Genomic DNA, 19,268 nt, shown 5'->3' on the forward strand with positions numbered 1-19,268 from the left:
GCCTGGGGGTCTTAAGAGGTGATTGCTGGATCAGGGGCGCTGCGGGTCAATCCTCGTCCTCGGGGTTGAGGAGGTCGGTGGTCTGCTTGAAGACGCTGTTGAAGAAGCTGCCGAGCCGGCTGGGGCCCGCGTTCACCGGCACCTTGCGCTGGGCCGAATCGGGCATGCGCAGACGGGTCCGGTCGAGGTGAGCGAAGCCCTTCATCACCAGGCCCACGCCTGTGGCGAACAGCGGGCTGGTGACAGCCTCGATCTTGCTCGGGCCGAGGTGCTCATTGGGATAGCCGATGCGGGCATCCATGCCGGTCATCAGCTCCACCAGGTGCTTGAGGTGCTTGAGCTGCGCGCCGCCGCCGGTGAGCACGATGCCGGCGATGAGCTGGCTCTCGATGCCGCTGTTGCGGATCTCGAAGTGGATGTGCTCGATGATCTCCTCCATGCGCGCCTGGATGATCTCGGCGAGCATGCGCAGGCTGATCTCCTTGGGCTCGCGGCCGCGCAGACCGGGGATGCATACCACCTCGTTCTCCTTGTTCTCCTTGGCAAGGGCGCTGCCGAACTTGGTCTTCAGCAGTTCGGCCTGGTCGCGCATGATGCCGCAGCCCTGCCGGATGTCCTCGGTGACCACGTTTCCGCCGAAGGGGATGACCGCAGTGTGGCGGATGATGCTGTCGAGGAAGATGGCGATGTCCGTGGTGCCGCCACCGATGTCCACGAGCACCACGCCGGCCTCTTTCTCCTGCTGGCTGAGCACGGCCTCTGCGCTGGCCAGCGGCTCCAGGATGAGTTCGGTGACGTTGAGGCCCGCACGGTGCACGCACTTGTTGATGTTGCGCGCCGCAGTGACCTGTCCGCTGATGATGTGGAAGTTGGCCTCCAGGCGGATGCCGCTCATGCCGATGGGGTCGGGGATGCCCTGCTCGTTGTCCACGATGTACTCCTGCGGAAGCACATGGATGATCTCCTCGCCCGGAGGCATCACCAGCCGGTGGGTCTCCTCCACGAGCTGATCGATGTCGGCCTGCGAGATCTCCACATCCATGCTCTGGCGCATCTTCATGCCGCGGTGCTGCATGCTGCGGATGTGCTGGCCCGCGATGCCCACGTTCACGGTCTCGATGATCACGCCGGCCATGTCGGCCGCATCGTTCACGGCAGCCTTGATGCTATCCACGGTCTTGGGGATGTTGGCCACCACACCGCGGCTCACGCCCTCGCTGCGGGCCTTCCCCATGCCGAGGATCTCGATCTTGCCCTGGGCATTCCGGCGGCCCACGATGCAGGCGATCTTGGTGGTGCCGATGTCCAGGCCGGCGACGATGTCCTGGTGCTCGTTCATGGTGCTCACTGCTCGTAGGGGTTGGTTCGTTTGGTGCAGACGATCTGGTCGTTGAAGCGCAGGTCGATGCGCGCGTAGCGGCGCCAGTCCGCCTTGGGGATTCCGTTGGCGTAGAATAGCCGCAGCTTGGCGAAGCGCTGCTCGAGCGCATCGGCGCCGCCCAGCAGGATGCGCTGGCCGCCGACGATGGGGATGAGCTCGAAGGCGCCGTCGGCGGTGACCACCACCTGGTCGATGAGGGCCTTCCACAGCGGGTCGTCGCGGAGGAAGAGCGCCAAGCGGTGGAGGTCGTCCGACCGGTAGCGCTGCACCAGCGTGTCGTGGCCATGCACCTGGATGACGCCATTGGCGGCTCCGGGCTCGCTCAGCCATCCCATGGCCACCGGCACGCGTGCGGTGTAGTCGCCGTCAACCGGCATGGTCCAGCCCTCCTCGTCGATGTAGAAGCTGGTGCCGTCGCCGTTGAGCACGCGGATCACCGGCTGCCGCTGCCGCACCCTCACGTGCAGGGCCCCGCCCAGGTCATGGTAGACCTCGGCGCCCGCCACGCAGGGGATGGCGCGCAGGCGCGCCTCGATGCCCGCCAGATCCACCTGCCCGCTGGCCGCGCCCACCACGGCCGTGCCCTGATCCAGGATGGCGCGGCGCACGGCGGCCTCATCGATGAAGTGCACGCCCTCTCCGCCCTCCACCTGCACGTGCAGGTCGGTGATGGGCGCACCGGCCGTGCTGCGGTCCACGAAGCCCAGCGTGATCACCGTGACCACGGCGGCCAGCGCGATGCCCAAAGGGCGCAGCAGGCGCTTGAGCTTGTTCATGGCTTGAGGCGTTCGTTCAGCGAGCGTTCGATCCGGGGCACCAGACGGTCGATGTCCCCGGCCCCCATGGTGACCACGACATCGACCTCGCGCGAAGCAAGGGCATCCACGAGCGCGCCGTAAGCGACGACGGATTTCTTATCCATGGGCACCTGTTCGAGAAGCCAGGCGGAGGTGATCCCGGGAATGGGCTCCTCCCGCGCCGGATAGATGTCGAGCAGAAGGAGCTCATCCAAGGCGGCCAGGCTGCGGCCGAACTCGGGGGCGAGGTCGCGCGTGCGGGAGAAGAGGTGGGGCTGGAATACGCCGGTGACCTTGCGTCCGGGATAGAGTTCGCGCACGCTCCCGAGACAGGCCTCGATCTCCCGCGGATGATGCGCATAGTCATCGATCAGCACCATGCGCGGACTGCGGATGCGGGTCTCGAACCGGCGCGCCACGCCACGGAAAGAGGCCAGGCCTTGGCGGATCGCATCGGCGTCGACGCCCAGACGCAGCGCGGCGGTGGCCGCCGCGATGGCGTTCTCCACGTTGTGGCGGCCGGGCATCCCCAAGGTCAAGCCCCGGAGCGAATGGCCCTCCGCGATGAGGTCGAAGACATAGAGGCCGTCGCCCACGAAGATGCCCTCCGCCCGTGGCTCACCCGTGCTGCCGATGGCGTAGGTGGTCACCTGCGTGCGGTGGGCGAAGTGCCGGGCGATGCGTTCATGGACGAGCAGCGGCCCATCGCATTGCACAGCGAACTGGGTGTAGGCCTCGAACATCGCTTCCGGGGTGCCATAGATGTCGAGGTGGTCGGGATCCATGGCGGTGATGATGCTCTGGGCCGGGCACAGCTTAAGGAAGCTCCGGTCGTACTCATCGGCCTCCACCACGTTGAGCTGGGCATCGTCGTTGAGCAGCACATTGGTGCCGTAGTTGGCGGCAATGCCGCCGAGGAAGGCATTGCAGGGGATCCTTCCTACCGTCAGCAGGTGGGCCAGCATGGTGCTCACGGTGGTCTTGCCATGGGTGCCGGCCACGGCCACCGTGGGCTTGTCCTGCGTCACCAGCCCGAGCACCTCGGCGCGCTTCAGGATGCGCGCCCCCCGCTCCTCCCAGAAGCCCAGGAGCGGGCTGTTGGCGGGAACGGCGGGCGTGCGCACCACCATCACCTCTTCGGGAGGCGCGGTCCGGTACTCCTCCGGGATCAGCTCCGTGCGTTCATTGAACTGCACCTCGATCCCCTCGCTCTGCAGCTGGTTGGTCAGCTCGCTCGGGGTCTTGTCGTAGCCGGCCACCTGCGCTCCCCGGCGGCGGAAGTAGCGCGCCAGGCCGCTCATGCCGATGCCGCCGATGCCGATGAAGAAGAACCGCTTGCCGTCCAGGGTGCTCATGCGCGTGCCAGTCTGATGACCTCCGCGGCGATGGCCTGCGCCGCATCCGGTTTCGCCATGCCCGCGATGGCCAGCCGCAGGCGATCCAGGGCCCTCTCGTCGCGCAGCAGCTCCAGCGCCTGCGCGCCGAGCCGGCCCACGGCATCAGCATCGCGCAGCAGCACGGCGGCACCGCGATCGGTGAGGGCCCGGGCGTTGTGGGTCTGATGGTCCTCGGCCGCAGTGGGCAGCGGCACCAGGATCGCCGGCTTCGCCACGATGGTGAGCTCGCTGACGCTGATCGCGCCGGCGCGGGCCACCACCAGGTCGGCCACGGCATAGGCAAGGTCCATGCGGTCAACGAACTCATGCACCTTGCAGCGTTCGTAGGATAGCCTATCCACGGCGTCCTGCGCCTGCTTCAGGAAGGGCGTTCCGGTCTGCCACACCACCTGCAGGCCCGCTTCCTTCCACATGGGCAATGCGGCCTCCACACCACGGTTGATGCCGCGCGCACCAAGGCTGCCACCGGTGATGAATAGGACCGGCGCATCCCCATCGAGCCCGAAGTGCTCCAGGCCCCTCGGCCGCTTGCCCTTGAGCCGCACGGTCTCTCCCCGTACAGGGTTTCCGGTGAGCAGCATGCGGTCCCGGGGGAAATACCGTTCCATGCCGGCATAGGCCACGCAGATGCAATTGGCACGCCGGGCGAGGTGGATGTTCGTCTTGCCCGGGAAGCTGTTCTGCTCCTGGATCAGCGTGGGCACCGCCATGCGCTGGGCCGCCGCAAGCAGCGGACCGCTCGCATACCCGCCCACGCCGACGGCCACATCCGGCCGGAATCGCTTCAGAAGGGCGCGCGCCTTCAGCATGCTGCGGAGCAGGCGCCATGGCAGCCCGAGGTTCTTGAGCAGGCTGCCGCGCTGGAAGCCGCGGATGGGCAGGCCCTCGATCTCGAACCCGGCGGCCGGCACCTTCGTCATCTCCATCCTGCCTTCAGCGCCCACGAAGAGGAAACGCGCATCCGGCTCGCGTTCGCGCACCGCCTGGGCGATGGCGATCGCCGGGAAGATGTGCCCCCCGGTGCCGCCGCCGGCGATCATCACCCTAAGCGGTCGCTGTCCGTGGTCGCTCATCCTTCCTGACGGTTGATTGCTGCTCGGTGCCACGGCTCACGCTGAGAATGATGCCGATGGCGAGGCAGGTGAACCAGATACTGGTGCCGCCCATGCTCACCAAGGGGAGCGGCTGGCCCGTGACCGGCACCAGGTTCACGGCTACAGCCATGTTGATCATGGCCTGCACCACGAGCATGAGCCCGAGGCCCAGGGCGACGAGCGCGCCGAACCGCTTCTCGCAGCGCTTGGCCACCGCTACCGAACGGTGCAGGAGTATGGTATAGAGCAGGAGAAGCCCCATTCCGCCGAGGATGCTGCCGTACTCCTCCACGATGAACGCATAGATCATATCGCTGTAGGGGTGCGGAAGCCAGTTGCGCGATGCCCCGCTGCCCGGCCCATTGGGGAAGAGCCCGCCGGTCGCGATGGCGATCTTGGCATGCTCCACCTGGTAGTTCGCATCGGGGTCGGCGGCGCCGGAGCTGAAGGCCTTGAGGCGCGCCGCCCAGGTGGCCATGCGCGGCAGCACGTCGGGGAACGAGTCGGCGATGAGCAGCAGCAGCGCGAAGGCCGTGATGGCCGATCCGATGAGCAGCGCCAGGTGCTTCAGGGGCACCTGTGCGATGAACATCAGCGTGACGCACACGGTGAAGAGCACCGCGGCCGTGCTGAAGTTGGCTGGCAGGATGAGCCCGCAGATCACGCCCACCGGCACCATCAGCTTCAAGGCCACATCGCGCAGTGTCCACTCGCCCTCGTGCCGCCCCAGCACCCGCGCCAGGTAGGCCACCAGGACGACCTTGGCCAGGTCGCTCGTCTGGAAGCTCTGGTTGATGATGGGGATGGTGATCCAGCGGCTCGCGTCATTGATGTTGGACCCGAGCAGCAGCGTGAGCAGCAGAAGCCCGGCCGTGACCCAGATGAAGAGCTGAGCCAGCCTGGAATACACGGCGTACCGGAGCTTGCTGGCGTAGTACATGATGAGCCCCCCGGAACCGAGCATCAGCGCATGCTTGAAGAGGAAGTGGAAGGTGCTGCCATCGCGCTTCACCGCCAGGGAGCTGATGGAGCTGTACACCGCCAGCAGGCTGATCACCCCCAGCAAGAGGGCCGTCATCCAGATGGTGCGGTCGCCTTTCAGCCGGTGCAGGACGGTGTTCATGGTGCTTTCGCGTTTCGTTCCGTGGCCTTCGGTTCAGAGGTCGCGCACCGCCCGACGGAACTCGGCGCCCCGTTCCTCATAGTTGGCGAAGCCGTTGCCGCTCGGGCAGGCCGGGCTGAAGAGGACGGCATCGCCCGCGCAGGCGAGTTCGCGTGCCATGAAAACCGCGGTGCGCAGGTCATCCGTTCGGTAGAGGTGCGGCGGCAGGCTGTCCTCGGAGCCATCGGCCAGGGGCCCGAAGAGCACCACGGCGCCCACGCGCTCACGCATGAGCTCCTGCAGGGCACCCTCGCCCATGTCCTCGCTCCATGCGCCTACGATCCAAACGATGCGGCGGTCGATGGTGCCGAGCGACTCCAGCGTGGCGTCGAGGAAGGTGGCGCGGCTGTCGTTCACGTACAGCACATCGGCCACGCAGGCCACGGCCTCCATGCGGTGCGGGCCCCAGGCCTGCATGGCCGAGAGACGGGCCTCCACCAATTGCCCCCCGGCGATGCGCAGGTGAGGCTGTCGTTGATCGCGGTCCTCCATGATCGGCAGGGGTTAGAGGGCCTTGACGGCGGCTTTGAAGCGGCGGCCGCGGTCCTCGTAGTTCTCGAACAGGTCGAAGCTCGCGCAGGCCGGGCTCAGCAGCACCGCATCGCCCTCCTCGGCCAGGGCATAGGAGGCCTGCACGGCCTGTTCCGCGCTGGTCGTCTCCACCAGGTCCTTCACCGCGCCTCCGAACGCCTCCTTGATCCGCGCGTTGTCCTTGCCCAGGCAGACGATGGCCTTCACCTTCTCCTTCACGAGCGGGACGAGCTGGGCGTAGTCATTGCCCTTGTCCTCGCCACCCACGATCCAGATCACCGGCCTGCGCATGCTCTCCAGTGCATACCAGGCGCTGTTCACATTGGTGGCCTTGCTGTCGTTGATGAACTCCACGCCATTGACCATTCCGGCTCGCTCCAGGCGGTGCTCCACGTTCTGGAAATCGCTCAGGCTCTCGCGCACGGCATCGTTGCGGATGTCGAGGATGCGGGCGGCGATGCCCGCGGCCATGCTGTTGTACACATTGTGCCTGCCTTGAAGCGCGAGTTCCTGAATGCTCATATCGAAGGTGGTTTGGTTGGTGTTGATGCGCAGGCGGTCGCCGATGAGGCAAGCGCCCTGCGGAAGGGTGCGTTCGATGGAGAAGGGCCAGCGGCGGGGGCGCACGGCATGGCCATCGAGCCACGCGGCGATCACGGGGTCGTCGGCGCCATGGATGAAGTGGTCGTCCTCGCCCTGGTTGAGGAGGATGCGGAACTTGCTCTCCACGTAGCGCTCCATCCGGTACTCGTAGCGGTCCAGGTGGTCCGGCGTGATGTTGAGCAGCATGGCCACATGGGGCCTGAAGTCACGGATGCCGTCGAGCTGGAAGCTGCTGAGCTCGACCACGTACCAATCGTGGTCGCGCTCGGCCACCAGGCCTGCGAAGGAGGCGCCCACATTGCCGCCCAATGCGGCATCGACCCCGGCGCGCTGCAGGATGTGGTGGGTGAGCAGCGTGGTGGTGGTCTTGCCGTTGCTTCCGGTGATGGCGATGATCCGACCCTTGCAGTAGCGATGCGCCAGCTCCACCTCGCTGATCACGGGTATGCCCTGCACGCGCGCTGCGCGGACCAACGCCGCCGTGTCGGGTATGCCGGGGCTCTTCACGATCTCGTCGGCCTCCAGGACGCGTGCCGCGGTGTGGCCGCCTTCCTCGAAGCGGACGCCCATGGCCACGAGCGCCTCGCGGTATGGCCGCTTGATAGCGCCGGCATCGCTCACGAAGACGTCGAGGCCTCGCTGAAGCGCCAGCTTCGCCGCGCCTACGCCGCTCTCCTGCGCCCCCAGCACCACGATCCTCTTCATCGCAGCTTCAGGGTTACGATGGAGGCTACGGCGAGCATGATGCCCACGATCCAGAAGCGCGATACGATCTTGCTCTCGTGGATGCCCTTCTTCTGGAAGTGGTGGTGCAGCGGCGACATCAGGAAGATCCGCCGGCCCTCCCCGTACTTCCGCTTCGTCCACTTGAAGTACGACACTTGCATCACCACGCTCAGGTTCTCCACCAGGAAGACCCCGCAGAGCAGGGGGATGAGCAGCTCCTTCCGCACGAGGATCGCCAGCGTTGCGATGATCCCGCCGAGCGCCAGGCTGCCGGTATCGCCCATGAAGACCTGCGCCGGATAGGCGTTGTACCAGAGGAACCCGATGCATGCGCCGAGCAGCGCGCCGATGAACACCGCCAGCTCGCCAGAGCCGGGGATGTACATGATATCCAGGTACTCTGAGAAGATGATGTTGCCGCTCACGTAGGCAAGGACCCCCAACGTGAGCACCATGATGGCGCTGGTACCCGTGGCCAGGCCATCGAGCCCGTCGGTGATGTTGGCGCCGTTGCTGACCGCGGTGATGATGAAGATGACCACCGCGATGTAGATGAGCCAGGTGTATCCGCGCGCCTCGGGGCCGAAGGGCTTCAGCAGCGACGAATAGTTGAACTCATTGCCCTTCACGAAGGGGATGGTGGTGTTCGGCGACTTGCGGTCCAGCATCCAGTGCACGGTGCCGTCCTCCTCCGTGATGGTGTGCAGCGACGCGGGATCGAGCTGGTCGGCGAGCACCTCGGGGATCTCCACGCGCGTGCGGATGTCCGGATGGAAGTACACCGTGGCGCCGACGATGAGGCCGAGGCCGACCTGACCCACCACCTTGAACCTGCCTGCCAGGCCGCGTTTGTCCTTCTTGAAGACCTTGATGTAGTCGTCGAGGAAGCCGATGAGGCCCATCCAGACGGTGCTCACCAGCAGCAGGATGATGTAGATGTTGGTGAGCTTGGCGAAGAGCAGCGTGGGGATGATCGTGGCGGAGAGGATGATGAGGCCGCCCATCGTGGGCGTGCCCTGCTTGCTCAGCTGGCCCTCGAGGCCGAGGTCGCGCACGGTCTCGCCCACCTGCATCCGGCGCAGCAGACGGATGATGCCCTTGCCGAACCAGAGCGAGATGAGCAGCGATGCGAACACGGCCAGGGCAGCGCGGAACGAGATGTAGCCGAACGCGCCCGAGCCGGGCAGGCTGTAGCCGATGCTGTCGAAGAGGTGGTAGAGCATCTACTTGTGCAGCAGTTCGAGGGTTTCCTTCAGCACGGCGGCATCGTCGAAAGGGTGCTTCACCCCCATGATCTCCTGGTAGGTCTCATGGCCCTTCCCCGCCAGGAGCACCACGTCGCCTGGGCGCGCCATGCCCACGGCCTGCCGGATCGCCTCGCGCCGGTCGGCGTTCACGAACACCCGCCCCTGGTCGCCGGCGGGCACGCCCGCCCGCATCCCTTCGATGATGGACATGGGCTCCTCGCTGCGGGGATTGTCGCTGGTGAGCACGACGACGGCGCTGAGCGCGGCGGCGATGCGCGCCATCTCCGGCCGCTTGGCGCGGTCGCGGTCGCCGCCGCAGCCCACCACGGTGATCACGCGCTCATCACCGCCGCATACGGCGTTGATGGTCTCCAGCACGTTGCGGAGCGCATCGGGGGTGTGGGCGTAATCGACGATGCCCAGCGCACCGGAGGGCCCGCGCACCACCTGGAAGCGGCCGCGCGGCGGCTCAAGGTCGCTCAAGGCGGTGAGCACGTCGAGCGGCTTCTGCCCCAGTAGCAGCGCCGTGCTGTATACGGCCAGCAGGTTGCTCGCGTTGAACTCCCCCACGAGCCGCGCATACAGGTCGTGACCGTCCACGTTGAGGTGCAGTCCGGTGAGCTGGTTCTCGATGATGCGCGCATGGTGGTCCGCGAGGCTCCGCACGGCATAGGAGCGCTTGGCGGCGCGCGTGTTCTGCACCATCACCGCGCTGTTGGGATCATCGGCGTTCACCAGCGCGAAGGCGGTCGAGGGCAGGCCGTCGAAGAAGCGCTTCTTGGCTTTGATGTACTCGGCGAACGTGCCGTGATAGTCGAGATGGTCGTGCGTGATGTTGGTGAAGACCCCGCCCGCGAAGCGGAGCCCGGTGACCCGATGCTGCACCACGCTGTGGCTGCTCACCTCCATGAAGCAGTGCGTGACGCCGGCTTCAACCATGGCCGCCAGCAGCTCGTTCAGCTGGACGGCATCGGGCGTGGTATGCGTGCTGGGAATGGCTTTCTGCCCGATCCTCGTCTCCACCGTGCTGATGAGGCCGCACTTGGTGCCCAGCGCGCGGAAAAGACGGAAGAGCAGCGTGGCCACGCTGGTCTTGCCGTTGGTGCCCGTGATGCCGATGAGGCTCAGGCGCTTGCTGGGGTGGTCGTGGAAGTTGGCGGCCACGAGCCCCAGGGCCTCGGCCGCGTCCTTCACGCGCACATAGGCCACTCCATCGGCGAACCGCTCGGGCATGCGCTCGCAGAGGATGGCGCTGGCGCCGGCGGCAACCGCCTTCTCGATGAAATCATGGCCATCGGCCCGGGTGCCCGGCACGGCCACGAATGCGGTCAAGGGCTTCACGGCACGGCTGTCGAAGGCGACCTGCTCGATGGCCGTGTTGGTGCTGCCCTCCACCTGCTCGATGGGGACGCCGTAGAGGATGTCCTTCAGCAGCTTCATGCCAGCTCGATGAGTATGGTGGCGCCATCGGCGGCGCGCGTGCCCGGCGGGAGCGATTGCCGCTTCACCATGCCGCTTCCCATCACCCGGACGCGCAGCCCGCGGTTCTCCAGGATGTAGAGCGCATCGCGCAGGCCCATGCCCAGCACGTTCGGCACGAGCCCGCTGCCATCGGTGGCGATCGCGCGCGGCCGGGCCGTCACCGCGGAATCACCGGCCTCGGTGGTCACCCACTCGGATTCGCCCTCGAGGCGGAAGGGTACGCCCAGGCCCGCCATCGCCGCGCTGAGGTCGGCAGCGCGCCCGCTCATGCTCACCGGTGTGCGCGGACCGCTGAGGTCCGCCAGCGGCCGCTCCTGCTGCAGCTCCAGCCGGTTGCTGTAGATCTTGTCGGCGATGGCCTGGAAGATGGGACCCGCCACGATGTTCCCGTAGTAACCGCTCATGGTTGGGCCATTCACCACCACGATGCAGCTGTACTTGGGCGCGTCGGCGGGGAAGTAGCCGGCGAAGGAGGCCTGGTAGCTGAGGCCGTGCTGCTTGTAGCTGCCATTGCGGGCCACCTGTGCCGTGCCCGTCTTGCCGGCGATGGCGAAGTGCGCGCTGCGCAGGTTTGTCGCGGTGCCGCTGTCCACCACGCCCTGCAGCAGCTCGCGAACCGTGGCGAGCGTGCGATCCGAGCAGATGCGCTCGTTGAGGACGCGGGGCTCGAACTCCTCCACCGTGCGTCCGTTGCGCGATACGCGGGTGACGAGCTGCGGCTGCATCATGCGGCCATTGTTGGCCACCGCGTTGTAGAAGGTGAGCATCTGCAGGGGCGTCAGCGCCACCTCGTAGCCGATGCTCATCCATGGAAGGCTGATGCCGCTCCAGCCCTTCTCGCCGGGGCCACGCAGGGTGGGGACCGCCTCACCGGGGATCATCACGCCGGTGGGCTCATGGAGGCGCATGCGCCTGAGCCCTTCGATGAACCGCTTGGGTTCCTTGCCATAGGCCTTGTGCACGGCCAGGCTCACACCGGTGTTGAGCGAGAGCTCGAAGGCGCGGCGCACCGTCACCTTGCGGTGCTTGCCGGGGTGGGAGTCCTTCATCTGCTGGCGGTGGTATTCCACCACGCCCCACCTCGTGTCCACCGTGTCGGTGACGTTGATGAGGCCCTCGTCCAGGCCCACCATGAGGGCCGGCAGCTTGAAGGTGGAGCCGGGCTCCGTGGCCTGCGCCACCGCGTAGTTCAGCGCCTCCACGTAGGTGCTGTCCTCGGTGCGCGTGAGGTTGCTGATGGCCTTGATGCGGCCGGTGGCCACCTCCATCACCACCACGCAACCGTACTGCGCGCCATGGTGGTGCAGCTGGCGCTCCAGCTCCGCATCGGCCACGTCCTGCAGGTTGATATCGATGGTGGTGTGGATGTCCGTGCCCGGCTCGGGATCCACGCCCTCGCCATCGATCGGCATCCAGGTTCCGCCGGCGAGGCGGCGCTCGAGGCGGCGGCCGGTGCGGCCCTTAAGCCAGGGATCGAAGCCCGCCTCGAGGCCCACCGCGCTGCTGTCGCGCAGCACATAGCCCACGGAGCGGGCGGCCAGCCGGCCGAACGGCCGCGCGCGGACCAGGCGCTTCTCCGTGACCAGTCCGCTCTTGTAGCGCCCCTCACGGTAGAGCGGGAAGCGACGGAGCGCCTGCACCTGCGTGTGGCTCGCCCGGCGCTTCACCAGGTGGTACCGTTCGCGCCGCTTGCGGGCATCGACCAGGTCGCGCTTGTACTCGGCCGCCGTGCGGTCCTTGAACAGGTCGGCCAGGTGCCAGGCCAGCGAGTCGATGGCGGTGGCGAAATGCTCATCGGTGAGCGCTTCGGGCACCATGTCCATGCGCACATCGTACTCCGGCACACTCGTGGCAAGCAGCCGGCCGTCCTCGCTGAAGATGTGGCCTCGCTCGGGCTGCACCGTGCGCCAGGCAGTGCTCACATGCTCGGCCTTGGCCCGCCAGCGCTCGCCCTCCACCAGCTGGATACGGAAGAGCTGCACGGCGATGGCGAGGGCGAAGAGCACCACGCCCAGGTACACCGCACCCGCCCGCATCACCAATTGCCTATTGTCGCTCATGGCTTCCGGATCTCCTCCAGTTGTCCCTCCTCGACCTTGATCTTCACCGGCGGCACGCGGCTCTCGCGCAGGCCCAGCGCACCGATGCGCCCGGCCACCTGGCTCTGCTGCTCCTGCTTCTCCAGCTCGGCGCGCACGGTGATGTACTCGGCGCGCTGCTCCTTCAGCGCAGCCCCGGTCCGTTCCAGCTCGCGCACGACGCGCTCAGTATGGTAGCCATAGGCGATGTAGACGAGCATGAGCCCCGCGCAGAAGAGCATGAAGGGCATGTTGCGCAGCACGTTCTCGCGGGTGAGGAAGGAGCCGCTGAGCAGGCTGACGAAGGCGCCCGGCAGCCGTGCCGGCTTCCCGGCCCGCTTGGGCTTCGGCTGCTCCTCCTGCTGCGGCGCTCGCATGCGGTTCATGTGCGTTCGGCTATGCGTAAGCGGGCGCTCCGGGCCCGCGGGTTTCGGTCGATTTCTTCTTCGGTCGGCTTGATGGCCTTGCTGCTCGTGGGGTTGAATGGCCGCAGCCGATTGCCGTAGAGGTCCTTGCGTTCCTCGCCCGAGGCATCGCCGGCCCGCATCCAGCTCTTCACCAGGCGGTCCTCCAGGCTGTGGTAGCTGATGATGGCCAGCCGGCCGCCCGGCGCGATGACCTGCTCGCACTGCCGCAGCAGCGATTCGAGCGCGCCCAGCTCATCGTTCACGGCGATGCGCAGCGCCTGGAAGACCTGTGCGCGGAAGCCGCTCACGTCCCTGCGCGGCGTCACCGGGGCGATGGCCGCCACCAGTTGCTGGGTGGTGGCGATGCGCTGCTCCGAGCGTGCGCTGACGATGGCCCTCGCCACGCGTCCGGCGCCTTCCACCTCGCCATAGGTCCTGAGCAGCCCCGCCAGGCGCGCCTCATCCCATCCGTTCACGATATCAGCCGCTGTGGTGCGCGCGCGGCGGTCCATGCGCATGTCCAAGGGGCCTTCGAACCGGATGCTGAAGCCTCGCTCGCCGCGATCGAACTGATGGCTGCTCACGCCAAGGTCGGCGAGCAGCCCATCGATGGGCAGCGCACCCAGGAAGCGCAAGTGGTTGCGGAGCCAGCGGAAGTCGGCCTTCACGAGCGTGAACCGCGGATCCGCCGGCGCATTGGCCCACGCATCCCGGTCGCGGTCGAAGGCGATCAGGCGCCCATGCGGCCCGAGCCGCTCCAGGATGGCCCTGCTGTGGCCGCCGCCGCCGAAAGTGGCATCCACGTAGGTGCCGGCGGGGCGGATGTTCAACCCTTCGATACAGGCTTGTAAAAGAACGGGGTCGTGGTACTCATGCGTCATTGGCCTTGGGCTTGCCCCCCATCACTCGCGCTGCCAGCGACTTGAAGTCCTCTTTCCCGTCGAGCGCACGCCGGTGCAGCTCCTCGTCCCAGATCTCGATGCGGTCGCCGATGCCCGAGAACACGATGTCCTTGCCCAGCTTGGCATAGTCCATCAGCGGCTTGGGGATCAGCAGTCGCCCGTTGGCGTCGAGCTCCACCGGCGTGGCCCCATTGAGGAACCGCCGGAGGAACTCCACGTTGTCCGGGTCGAAGCGGTTCAGGCTGCGCACATCGGCGCTGGTCCTTCTCCACTCCTCCATCGGATAGAGCACGAGGCACTGGCTGAACACATCCCTGTTCACCACGAAGCCCTTGGCCACCTCTCCACCGAGCTGCTTCTTCAGCGCGGCGGGCAGTAGGGCCCGGCTCTTGGCGTCCAGGGTGCTGGGGTATTCTCCGAGCAGGTCCAGCATTGCGCATGCACGAGGGAATCGCAGCGAAAGTAGAGGGCGTTTGCCCACTTACTCCCACAAACTACCCCGTTTTCGTCTCCTTGTTGATAATTCTTCAACGCCGAAGGTGTGCAAAAGTTGTCACACAAGCGCATCAGCACTAGAAAAGTCTGAGAATCAGCAGTGGGAGATCGTGGGCATTGTTAACAACAGATCTCCTACTTCCGCCTTCAACCTTTGCCGCTCACCCACCTATCATCTCACTGGTTATGAGGGCTATCCAGAGCAACAGCTCAGAGGAGCCTCTGCCAAGCATCCCGGCCCCTCCGCCGTGATCGGCCCCGCACCGTTGGCGCCATGGCCCGCTGCCGCCACGGTGCCGCCCCCCCTCCCATCGCCCTTCCTCGGCGCCGGCTTGGACCAGCTTTTCCGCGCTCCCCTACATTTGGTCGCACACCATGCCGCACGCACTCAAGCAGGAAGGCGAGTTCCACTACCTCGAAGCCGGTGAAGGGCCGCCGATCGTGCTGCTCCACGGCCTGTTCGGCGCCCTGAGCAACTTCCAGCCGCTCTTCGACCACTTCACCGCGCATTACCGGGTGCTGGTGCCCATGCTGCCGCTCTACACGCTGCCGATGCTGAACACCAACGTGCCGGCACTGGCGGATTTCCTCGACCGCTTCCTGCGGCACAAGGGGCTGGAGCGCGTGAACCTGCTGGGCAATTCACTTGGAGGCCATGTGGCGCTCATCTATTGTACCAAGCACGCCGAACGCGTGCGGACCCTTACCCTCACCGGCAGCAGCGGGCTCTACGAGAACGCATTCGGAGGCAGCTTCCCCCGGCGCGAGGACAAGGAGTACCTGCGCAAGAAGATCGCCCTCACCTTCCATGACCCCAGGCACGTGACCGATGAGCTCGTGGAGGAGTGCTACGTGACGGTGAACGACAAGGCCAAGCTCATCCGCATCCTCTCACTGGCCAAGAGCGCCATCCGCCACAACATGGCCAAGGAGATCCCGAAGATGGCCATGCCCGTGCTCCTCATCTGGGGACGGCAGGACACCATCACGCCGCCGGAGGTGGCCGATGAGTTCCACAGCCTTTTCCCCAGGAGCGAGCTCCATTGGATCGACGGCTGCGGCCATGCGCCCATGATGGAGCACCCCGAGGAATTCAACAGGATCCTGGAGGGCTGGCTGGCCAGGACCCTGGCATGATGCCCTGCCGAGCTTCAGGGCCGGAAGGTCTGCCGCGCACAGCGGCATGAGGCGCCTCCAACGAACCCCAGCGGCATGAAATCCCTAAGGGCCGAGCACCTTACCAGCGGACGCGAGGCGAAGCATTGGGCGCCGCCAATGCTGCCCGAATATGCCTTCATAGGCCGCAGCAACGTGGGCAAGAGCTCTCTGATCAACATGCTCTGCGCCATCCGGAAGCTGGCGCGCGTGAGCAACACCCCGGGCCGCACGCGGAACGTGGAGCACTTCCGGGTTGAGGGCACCCTTACCAGCGACCGGCCATGGATGCTCGCCGACCTTCCCGGTTACGGCTTCGCCAAGGCCAGCAAGGCCGACCGCGCGGTATGGGAGCGCATGATCCATACCTACCTGCTGAAGCGCGAGAACCTGCAATGCGTGTTCCTGCTCATCGACTCGCGGCTCGAGCCGCAGGACAATGACCTCGGCATGGTGCAGTGGCTCGGCGAGCGGGGCATCCCCTTCTGCATCGTCTTCACCAAGGCCGATAAGCTCTCGCCCCCCAAGGTGCAGGCCAGCATCGCGCGCTTCCGGCGCAAGCTGCTGGAGACCTGGGAGACCCTGCCGCCCATGCACACCACCAGCACCGCGACCGGAGAAGGTCGCGAAGGGATCCTGGCCTTCATCGAAGAGGTGAATGCGCGATGGGAAGGCCGGTGGCCGCAGGGCGCTCAATGATCATGCGCCGGCGCTCCGCCTGCCGCTTGAAGGCAGCCGGCCCCGAGCCCCTGCGCAGGCTCAGTCCTTCAGCCCCGGCAGCATGTGCTCGGCGAAATACGCCGCGAAGTCGCGCATCTGGGCAGCCATCCTGCCCTCGCCCGTCGCCCGCTCGAAGGTGTCGGCCATCGTGAGGATGTTCTGATGGAAGAAGGCTTTCATCTCCTCCACGGTCATCTCCTTCGTCCACAGATCGATGCGCAGCGTGTTGCGCTCCTGCTCGTCCCAGATGGAGAGGAGCACGGCCTTGCTCGCGCTCTGCGTTCCGCCGTCCTCGGCCGTCCAATCGATCCGCTCGGGGACGCGATTGTCATCGAGGGTGACGCGCAGGGTGATGTCAGAGGTCTTCATGGGGAGGGATGCGTTGGGTTGTGCTTGCGGCGCAGCCGGGCCACGATTGGCTGGTGATTGTGCGCCAGTTCGGCCTATCGCGGTTTGTAGGCCTTGAGGACAGCCCGCGGATCGTCAATGGCGAAGAGCTGCGGGTAAGTGGTGCCGGGGTGCTCCTTGAGGTAGGCCTGCACCATGCGCAGCCCTATCCATTCCCCCAGGTGGCCCGGGCTCTCGCGCGGCATGCCGTTGGTGAAGGGCCCGTCGTTCATCCAACGGCCGATGTCCTCGCCCTTGCGGCTGTAGAGCTGGTCCTTGCCCACCAGCTCCTTCCAGATCGCGTATTCGTTGGCCTCGCACCAGGCCAGCTGCTCGGGGCTGAAGGCGAGCTTGCGGTGCGCCGGGGTCTCGGGGAGCAGCGCATCGAGCAGGGCCATCACCTTCCCGGTCTCCACCAGGTTGCTCAGCAGGTCGCCCCCGCTGACATCGCGCGTGTAGTGCACGAGCAGCCAGCCCTTCACTGCGCTGGGCACGAGCATTTCCGGTTCCATGCGGCTCTTCACGTAGTGCGGGAAGGCTTCCGGCGCCAGGTAGCCGATGACGCGGTGCCCCTTGCCGATGAACCATTCCACGCCCACGCCCAGCACGCTGTCCGTGGGGAAGATGCCGTAATTGTACCCCGAGTTGAACGCCACCACGCGCGGGGTGAGGCTGTCCGGGAAGAGGCCTTTGAGACGGGTGAATGCCAGCGATAGCTGCACGCGCTGCGGCTCCAGGTCGCCGAGCACGCTATCCACCGCCTGCTGCGCATCGCGCCAATCGGGGTCGAGCACGAAGCGGTGCAGCACCATCGGCAGCCGGGGATCGCCGATCGGAGCGCCCTGCAGGATGTCCTCGATGTAGATGCGGTAGAACTCGCCGTACCGTGCGTAGGCCTTCAGGCTGGTGGCCGTCATGCTGTCCGGCGGGGCATGGAAGAGGTCCTGGTCGAGCCGCTCGATGCGGATCTCCACGGGCTCCGCCTCCGGGACAGGCGGTCCGTCGGGGCCGCCGCAGGCCGGCAGGGCGCAGGCGGCAATGATCAGCACGGTATTCGCTGGGCGCGGGAACCGCTCTTTACTTTCGCACTCGAACATCGAGCCCAAACCTATGAAGACCGCAACGTCCCGCATCGGAGGGAAGGCCTTTGCCGCCCTCGCCATTGCCCTGATGGGCGTTCTCTCCACCCAGGCGCAGGACGACGTGGGCGTCCGCTTCGGCCTGAAGCTGAGCCCCAACATGGGCTGGGTGAACCCCGATAGCAAGAACATCAAGGCCGGCGGTGCAGGCTTGGGCTACACCTTCGGCCTGCTCCTCGAGCTGCCCATCGGCACCACCGGCAATTACCGGTTCGCCACGGGCCTCAACCTGAACAACATGGTGGCGAAGTGGCAGCAGGACTTCGAGTACTTCGATGCCCCGGGCGGGCCGAAGAAGCTGAAGGAACTTGAGACGGATGTGAAGCTGCAGTACATCGAGCTGCCGCTCACCATCAAGCTCATGACCAACGAGATCGGCTACATGCGGTACTACGCGGTGGTGGGTGCCGGCAATGCCTTCAATATCCGCGCACGGGCCGATTACGTGGTGCCGCAGTACTACGCGAATGCCCCCACCCTGGTCGAGAAGTTCGAGGAGGTGACGGACGAGAACCTCCAAGACGACATCGCGCTCTACAAGGCCTCGCTCATCGTGGGCGCCGGCCTGGAGTACAACTTCAGCGGCAACACCAGCCTGGTGACGGGCATAACCTATAACAACGGGTTCACCAACATACTCGATGTGGATGGCGTGAAGGCACGCGCGCACTACCTCGAGCTCACCGTGGGCGTCTTCTTCTGAGCCCGCCGATACGGATTCGGGAAGCCCTGCCGAACTTGGCAGGGCTTTTCCATTGCAACGCTATGCAGACAGCACGCATCATCGACCACATCACCGACTGGCTCCGCTCCTATTGCGGGCGCAACGGCCAGCGTGGCTTCGTCATCGGTATCAGCGGCGGCATCGACAGCGCCGTGACCAGTGCGCTCTGCGCCCGCACCGGCCTGCCCACGCTCTGCGTGGAGATGCCCATCCACCAGGCCTTCAGCCAGGTGCAGCGCGCGCAGGACCACATCGCGTGGCTGCGCCAGCGGCACCCCAACGTGCAGGTGGAGGTGGTGAAGCTCACCCCCGTCTTCGACCAGCTGGTGGCCGCCTTCCCCAAGCCCGACGGCGACCACCAGCTGCAGCTGTCGCTCGCCAACACCAGGGCGCGGCTGAGGATGACCACGCTATACTACTTCGCCGGCCTGCTCCGCTTCCTGGTTGCGGGAACCGGCAACAAGGTGGAGGACTTCGGCATCGGCTTCTTCACCAAGTACGGTGATGGCGGGGTGGACCTGTCGCCCATCGCCGACCTCACCAAGACCGAGGTGTACGCCGTGGCGCGCGAGCTGGGCATCATCGAGAGCATCCTGCAGGCCAAGCCCACCGATGGCCTCTGGGGCGACGACCGCAGCGACGAGGACCAGATCGGCGCGAGCTATCCGGAGCTGGAATGGGCCATGGACCTGCGCGAGCGCGGCCTTGAGGCGGAGGCGCTCGGGCTCACGCCCCGGCAGCGCGAGGTGCTCGCCATCTTCGATCGGCGGCAGGCGGCCAACGCGCACAAGATGACGCTGCCCCCGGTGTGCGCGATACCCGCGGAACTGAAGCGCTGAGC

19 protein-coding genes are annotated in these 19,268 nt (G+C 66.3%); 4 read left to right on the forward strand and 15 right to left on the reverse strand.

Annotation, left to right across the window (positions count from 1 at the left end; translation table 11 throughout):
* Positions 1-46 precede the first annotated feature (46 nt).
* The 13 genes from ftsA to mraZ are packed head-to-tail and all read right to left on the reverse strand — an operon-like array spanning position 47 to position 14,240.
* Positions 47-1,339 carry a cell division protein FtsA gene (ftsA, locus tag QY325_10410; GenBank protein WKZ65172.1) on the reverse strand — a complete coding sequence of 431 codons (1,293 nt, stop codon included), beginning with the start codon at positions 1,337-1,339 and terminating at the stop codon, positions 47-49.
* 5 nt (positions 1,340-1,344) lie between these two features.
* On the reverse strand, positions 1,345-2,157 hold the full coding sequence (locus QY325_10415) for a hypothetical protein (GenBank protein WKZ65173.1): 813 nt from the start codon (positions 2,155-2,157) through the stop codon (positions 1,345-1,347).
* The gene (gene murC / locus QY325_10420; protein ID WKZ65174.1) at positions 2,154-3,533 is read right to left on the reverse strand and encodes a UDP-N-acetylmuramate--L-alanine ligase; all 1,380 of its coding nucleotides are present in this window, start codon (positions 3,531-3,533) and stop codon (positions 2,154-2,156) included. Before murC ends, QY325_10415 begins: the two co-directional genes overlap by 4 nt.
* Complete coding sequence (murG, locus tag QY325_10425) at positions 3,530-4,648, reverse strand: undecaprenyldiphospho-muramoylpentapeptide beta-N-acetylglucosaminyltransferase (GenBank protein ID WKZ65175.1); 1,119 nt, start codon at positions 4,646-4,648, stop codon at positions 3,530-3,532. Before murG ends, murC begins: the two co-directional genes overlap by 4 nt.
* Entirely contained in the window at positions 4,620-5,792 is a 1,173-nt protein-coding gene (locus QY325_10430) for an FtsW/RodA/SpoVE family cell cycle protein (protein WKZ65176.1), read from the reverse strand. The genes murG and QY325_10430 overlap by 29 nt, the downstream gene beginning before the upstream one ends.
* Positions 5,793-5,825: 33 nt before the next feature.
* Positions 5,826-6,323: a hypothetical protein gene (locus QY325_10435; protein WKZ65177.1), complete on the reverse strand. Its 498-nt coding sequence runs from the start codon at positions 6,321-6,323 to the stop codon at positions 5,826-5,828.
* A gap of 12 nt (positions 6,324-6,335) precedes the next feature.
* Positions 6,336-7,670 (reverse strand): UDP-N-acetylmuramoyl-L-alanine--D-glutamate ligase, encoded by a 1,335-nt coding sequence (gene murD / locus QY325_10440; GenBank protein ID WKZ65178.1) that lies wholly within the window; start codon positions 7,668-7,670, stop codon positions 6,336-6,338.
* Positions 7,667-8,914 (reverse strand): phospho-N-acetylmuramoyl-pentapeptide-transferase, encoded by a 1,248-nt coding sequence (gene mraY, locus QY325_10445; protein ID WKZ65179.1) that lies wholly within the window; start codon positions 8,912-8,914, stop codon positions 7,667-7,669. Before mraY ends, murD begins: the two co-directional genes overlap by 4 nt.
* Positions 8,915-10,378: a UDP-N-acetylmuramoyl-L-alanyl-D-glutamate--2,6-diaminopimelate ligase gene (locus QY325_10450; protein ID WKZ65180.1), complete on the reverse strand. Its 1,464-nt coding sequence runs from the start codon at positions 10,376-10,378 to the stop codon at positions 8,915-8,917. It abuts the gene before it with no gap.
* Complete coding sequence (locus tag QY325_10455; protein ID WKZ65181.1) at positions 10,375-12,480, reverse strand: penicillin-binding protein; 2,106 nt, start codon at positions 12,478-12,480, stop codon at positions 10,375-10,377. Before QY325_10455 ends, QY325_10450 begins: the two co-directional genes overlap by 4 nt.
* Positions 12,477-12,884, reverse strand: coding sequence for an FtsL-like putative cell division protein (locus tag QY325_10460; protein WKZ65182.1), 408 nt, complete (start codon positions 12,882-12,884; stop codon positions 12,477-12,479). The genes QY325_10455 and QY325_10460 overlap by 4 nt, the downstream gene beginning before the upstream one ends.
* Positions 12,881-13,786, reverse strand: a complete 906-nt coding sequence (gene rsmH, locus QY325_10465; protein ID WKZ65183.1) for a 16S rRNA (cytosine(1402)-N(4))-methyltransferase RsmH — start codon at positions 13,784-13,786, stop codon at positions 12,881-12,883. The genes QY325_10460 and rsmH overlap by 4 nt, the downstream gene beginning before the upstream one ends.
* Positions 13,776-14,240, reverse strand: a complete 465-nt coding sequence (mraZ, locus tag QY325_10470) for a division/cell wall cluster transcriptional repressor MraZ (GenBank protein WKZ65184.1) — start codon at positions 14,238-14,240, stop codon at positions 13,776-13,778. The genes rsmH and mraZ overlap by 11 nt, the downstream gene beginning before the upstream one ends.
* Positions 14,241-14,677: 437 nt before the next feature.
* On the opposite strand from mraZ, the gene QY325_10475 reads away from it, so the two are divergent.
* Together QY325_10475 and yihA are read left to right on the forward strand one after the other, a co-directional pair.
* Positions 14,678-15,439: an alpha/beta fold hydrolase gene (locus QY325_10475; protein WKZ65185.1), complete on the forward strand. Its 762-nt coding sequence runs from the start codon at positions 14,678-14,680 to the stop codon at positions 15,437-15,439.
* Between the two features lie 75 nt (positions 15,440-15,514).
* Positions 15,515-16,156, forward strand: coding sequence for a ribosome biogenesis GTP-binding protein YihA/YsxC (gene yihA / locus QY325_10480; protein WKZ65186.1), 642 nt, complete (start codon positions 15,515-15,517; stop codon positions 16,154-16,156).
* Between the two features lie 60 nt (positions 16,157-16,216).
* On the opposite strand, the gene gldC is transcribed toward yihA, so the two are convergent.
* Both gldC and QY325_10490 read right to left on the reverse strand, forming a co-directional pair.
* Positions 16,217-16,546, reverse strand: coding sequence for a gliding motility protein GldC (gene gldC, locus QY325_10485; GenBank protein ID WKZ65187.1), 330 nt, complete (start codon positions 16,544-16,546; stop codon positions 16,217-16,219).
* A 74-nt stretch (positions 16,547-16,620) separates the two neighbouring features.
* On the reverse strand, positions 16,621-17,661 hold the full coding sequence (locus QY325_10490) for a hypothetical protein (GenBank protein ID WKZ65188.1): 1,041 nt from the start codon (positions 17,659-17,661) through the stop codon (positions 16,621-16,623).
* A 13-nt stretch (positions 17,662-17,674) separates the two neighbouring features.
* Between QY325_10490 and QY325_10495 the strand changes: the two genes are divergently transcribed.
* Together QY325_10495 and nadE are read left to right on the forward strand one after the other, a co-directional pair.
* Positions 17,675-18,406 (forward strand): porin family protein, encoded by a 732-nt coding sequence (locus tag QY325_10495; protein ID WKZ65189.1) that lies wholly within the window; start codon positions 17,675-17,677, stop codon positions 18,404-18,406.
* A 62-nt stretch (positions 18,407-18,468) separates the two neighbouring features.
* Complete coding sequence (gene nadE, locus QY325_10500; GenBank protein WKZ65190.1) at positions 18,469-19,266, forward strand: NAD(+) synthase; 798 nt, start codon at positions 18,469-18,471, stop codon at positions 19,264-19,266.
* Positions 19,267-19,268 lie beyond the last annotated feature (2 nt).

Source organism: Flavobacteriales bacterium, from assembly GCA_030584065.1.
Classification (GTDB): Bacteria; Bacteroidota; Bacteroidia; order Flavobacteriales_F; family PHOS-HE28; genus PHOS-HE28.

Coding starts and splice junctions, on each gene's coding strand:
- ftsA (WKZ65172.1), bottom strand. CDS start 1,339: ATGAACGAGCACCAGGACATCGTCGCCGGCCTGGACATCGGCACCACC.
- QY325_10415 (WKZ65173.1), bottom strand. CDS start 2,157: ATGAACAAGCTCAAGCGCCTGCTGCGCCCTTTGGGCATCGCGCTGGCC.
- murC (WKZ65174.1), bottom strand. CDS start 3,533: ATGAGCACCCTGGACGGCAAGCGGTTCTTCTTCATCGGCATCGGCGGC.
- murG (WKZ65175.1), bottom strand. CDS start 4,648: ATGAGCGACCACGGACAGCGACCGCTTAGGGTGATGATCGCCGGCGGC.
- QY325_10430 (WKZ65176.1), bottom strand. CDS start 5,792: ATGAACACCGTCCTGCACCGGCTGAAAGGCGACCGCACCATCTGGATG.
- QY325_10435 (WKZ65177.1), bottom strand. CDS start 6,323: ATGGAGGACCGCGATCAACGACAGCCTCACCTGCGCATCGCCGGGGGG.
- murD (WKZ65178.1), bottom strand. CDS start 7,670: ATGAAGAGGATCGTGGTGCTGGGGGCGCAGGAGAGCGGCGTAGGCGCG.
- mraY (WKZ65179.1), bottom strand. CDS start 8,914: ATGCTCTACCACCTCTTCGACAGCATCGGCTACAGCCTGCCCGGCTCG.
- QY325_10450 (WKZ65180.1), bottom strand. CDS start 10,378: ATGAAGCTGCTGAAGGACATCCTCTACGGCGTCCCCATCGAGCAGGTG.
- QY325_10455 (WKZ65181.1), bottom strand. CDS start 12,480: ATGAGCGACAATAGGCAATTGGTGATGCGGGCGGGTGCGGTGTACCTG.
- QY325_10460 (WKZ65182.1), bottom strand. CDS start 12,884: ATGAACCGCATGCGAGCGCCGCAGCAGGAGGAGCAGCCGAAGCCCAAG.
- rsmH (WKZ65183.1), bottom strand. CDS start 13,786: ATGACGCATGAGTACCACGACCCCGTTCTTTTACAAGCCTGTATCGAA.
- mraZ (WKZ65184.1), bottom strand. CDS start 14,240: ATGCTGGACCTGCTCGGAGAATACCCCAGCACCCTGGACGCCAAGAGC.
- QY325_10475 (WKZ65185.1), top strand. CDS start 14,678: ATGCCGCACGCACTCAAGCAGGAAGGCGAGTTCCACTACCTCGAAGCC.
- yihA (WKZ65186.1), top strand. CDS start 15,515: ATGAAATCCCTAAGGGCCGAGCACCTTACCAGCGGACGCGAGGCGAAG.
- gldC (WKZ65187.1), bottom strand. CDS start 16,546: ATGAAGACCTCTGACATCACCCTGCGCGTCACCCTCGATGACAATCGC.
- QY325_10490 (WKZ65188.1), bottom strand. CDS start 17,661: ATGTTCGAGTGCGAAAGTAAAGAGCGGTTCCCGCGCCCAGCGAATACC.
- QY325_10495 (WKZ65189.1), top strand. CDS start 17,675: ATGAAGACCGCAACGTCCCGCATCGGAGGGAAGGCCTTTGCCGCCCTC.
- nadE (WKZ65190.1), top strand. CDS start 18,469: ATGCAGACAGCACGCATCATCGACCACATCACCGACTGGCTCCGCTCC.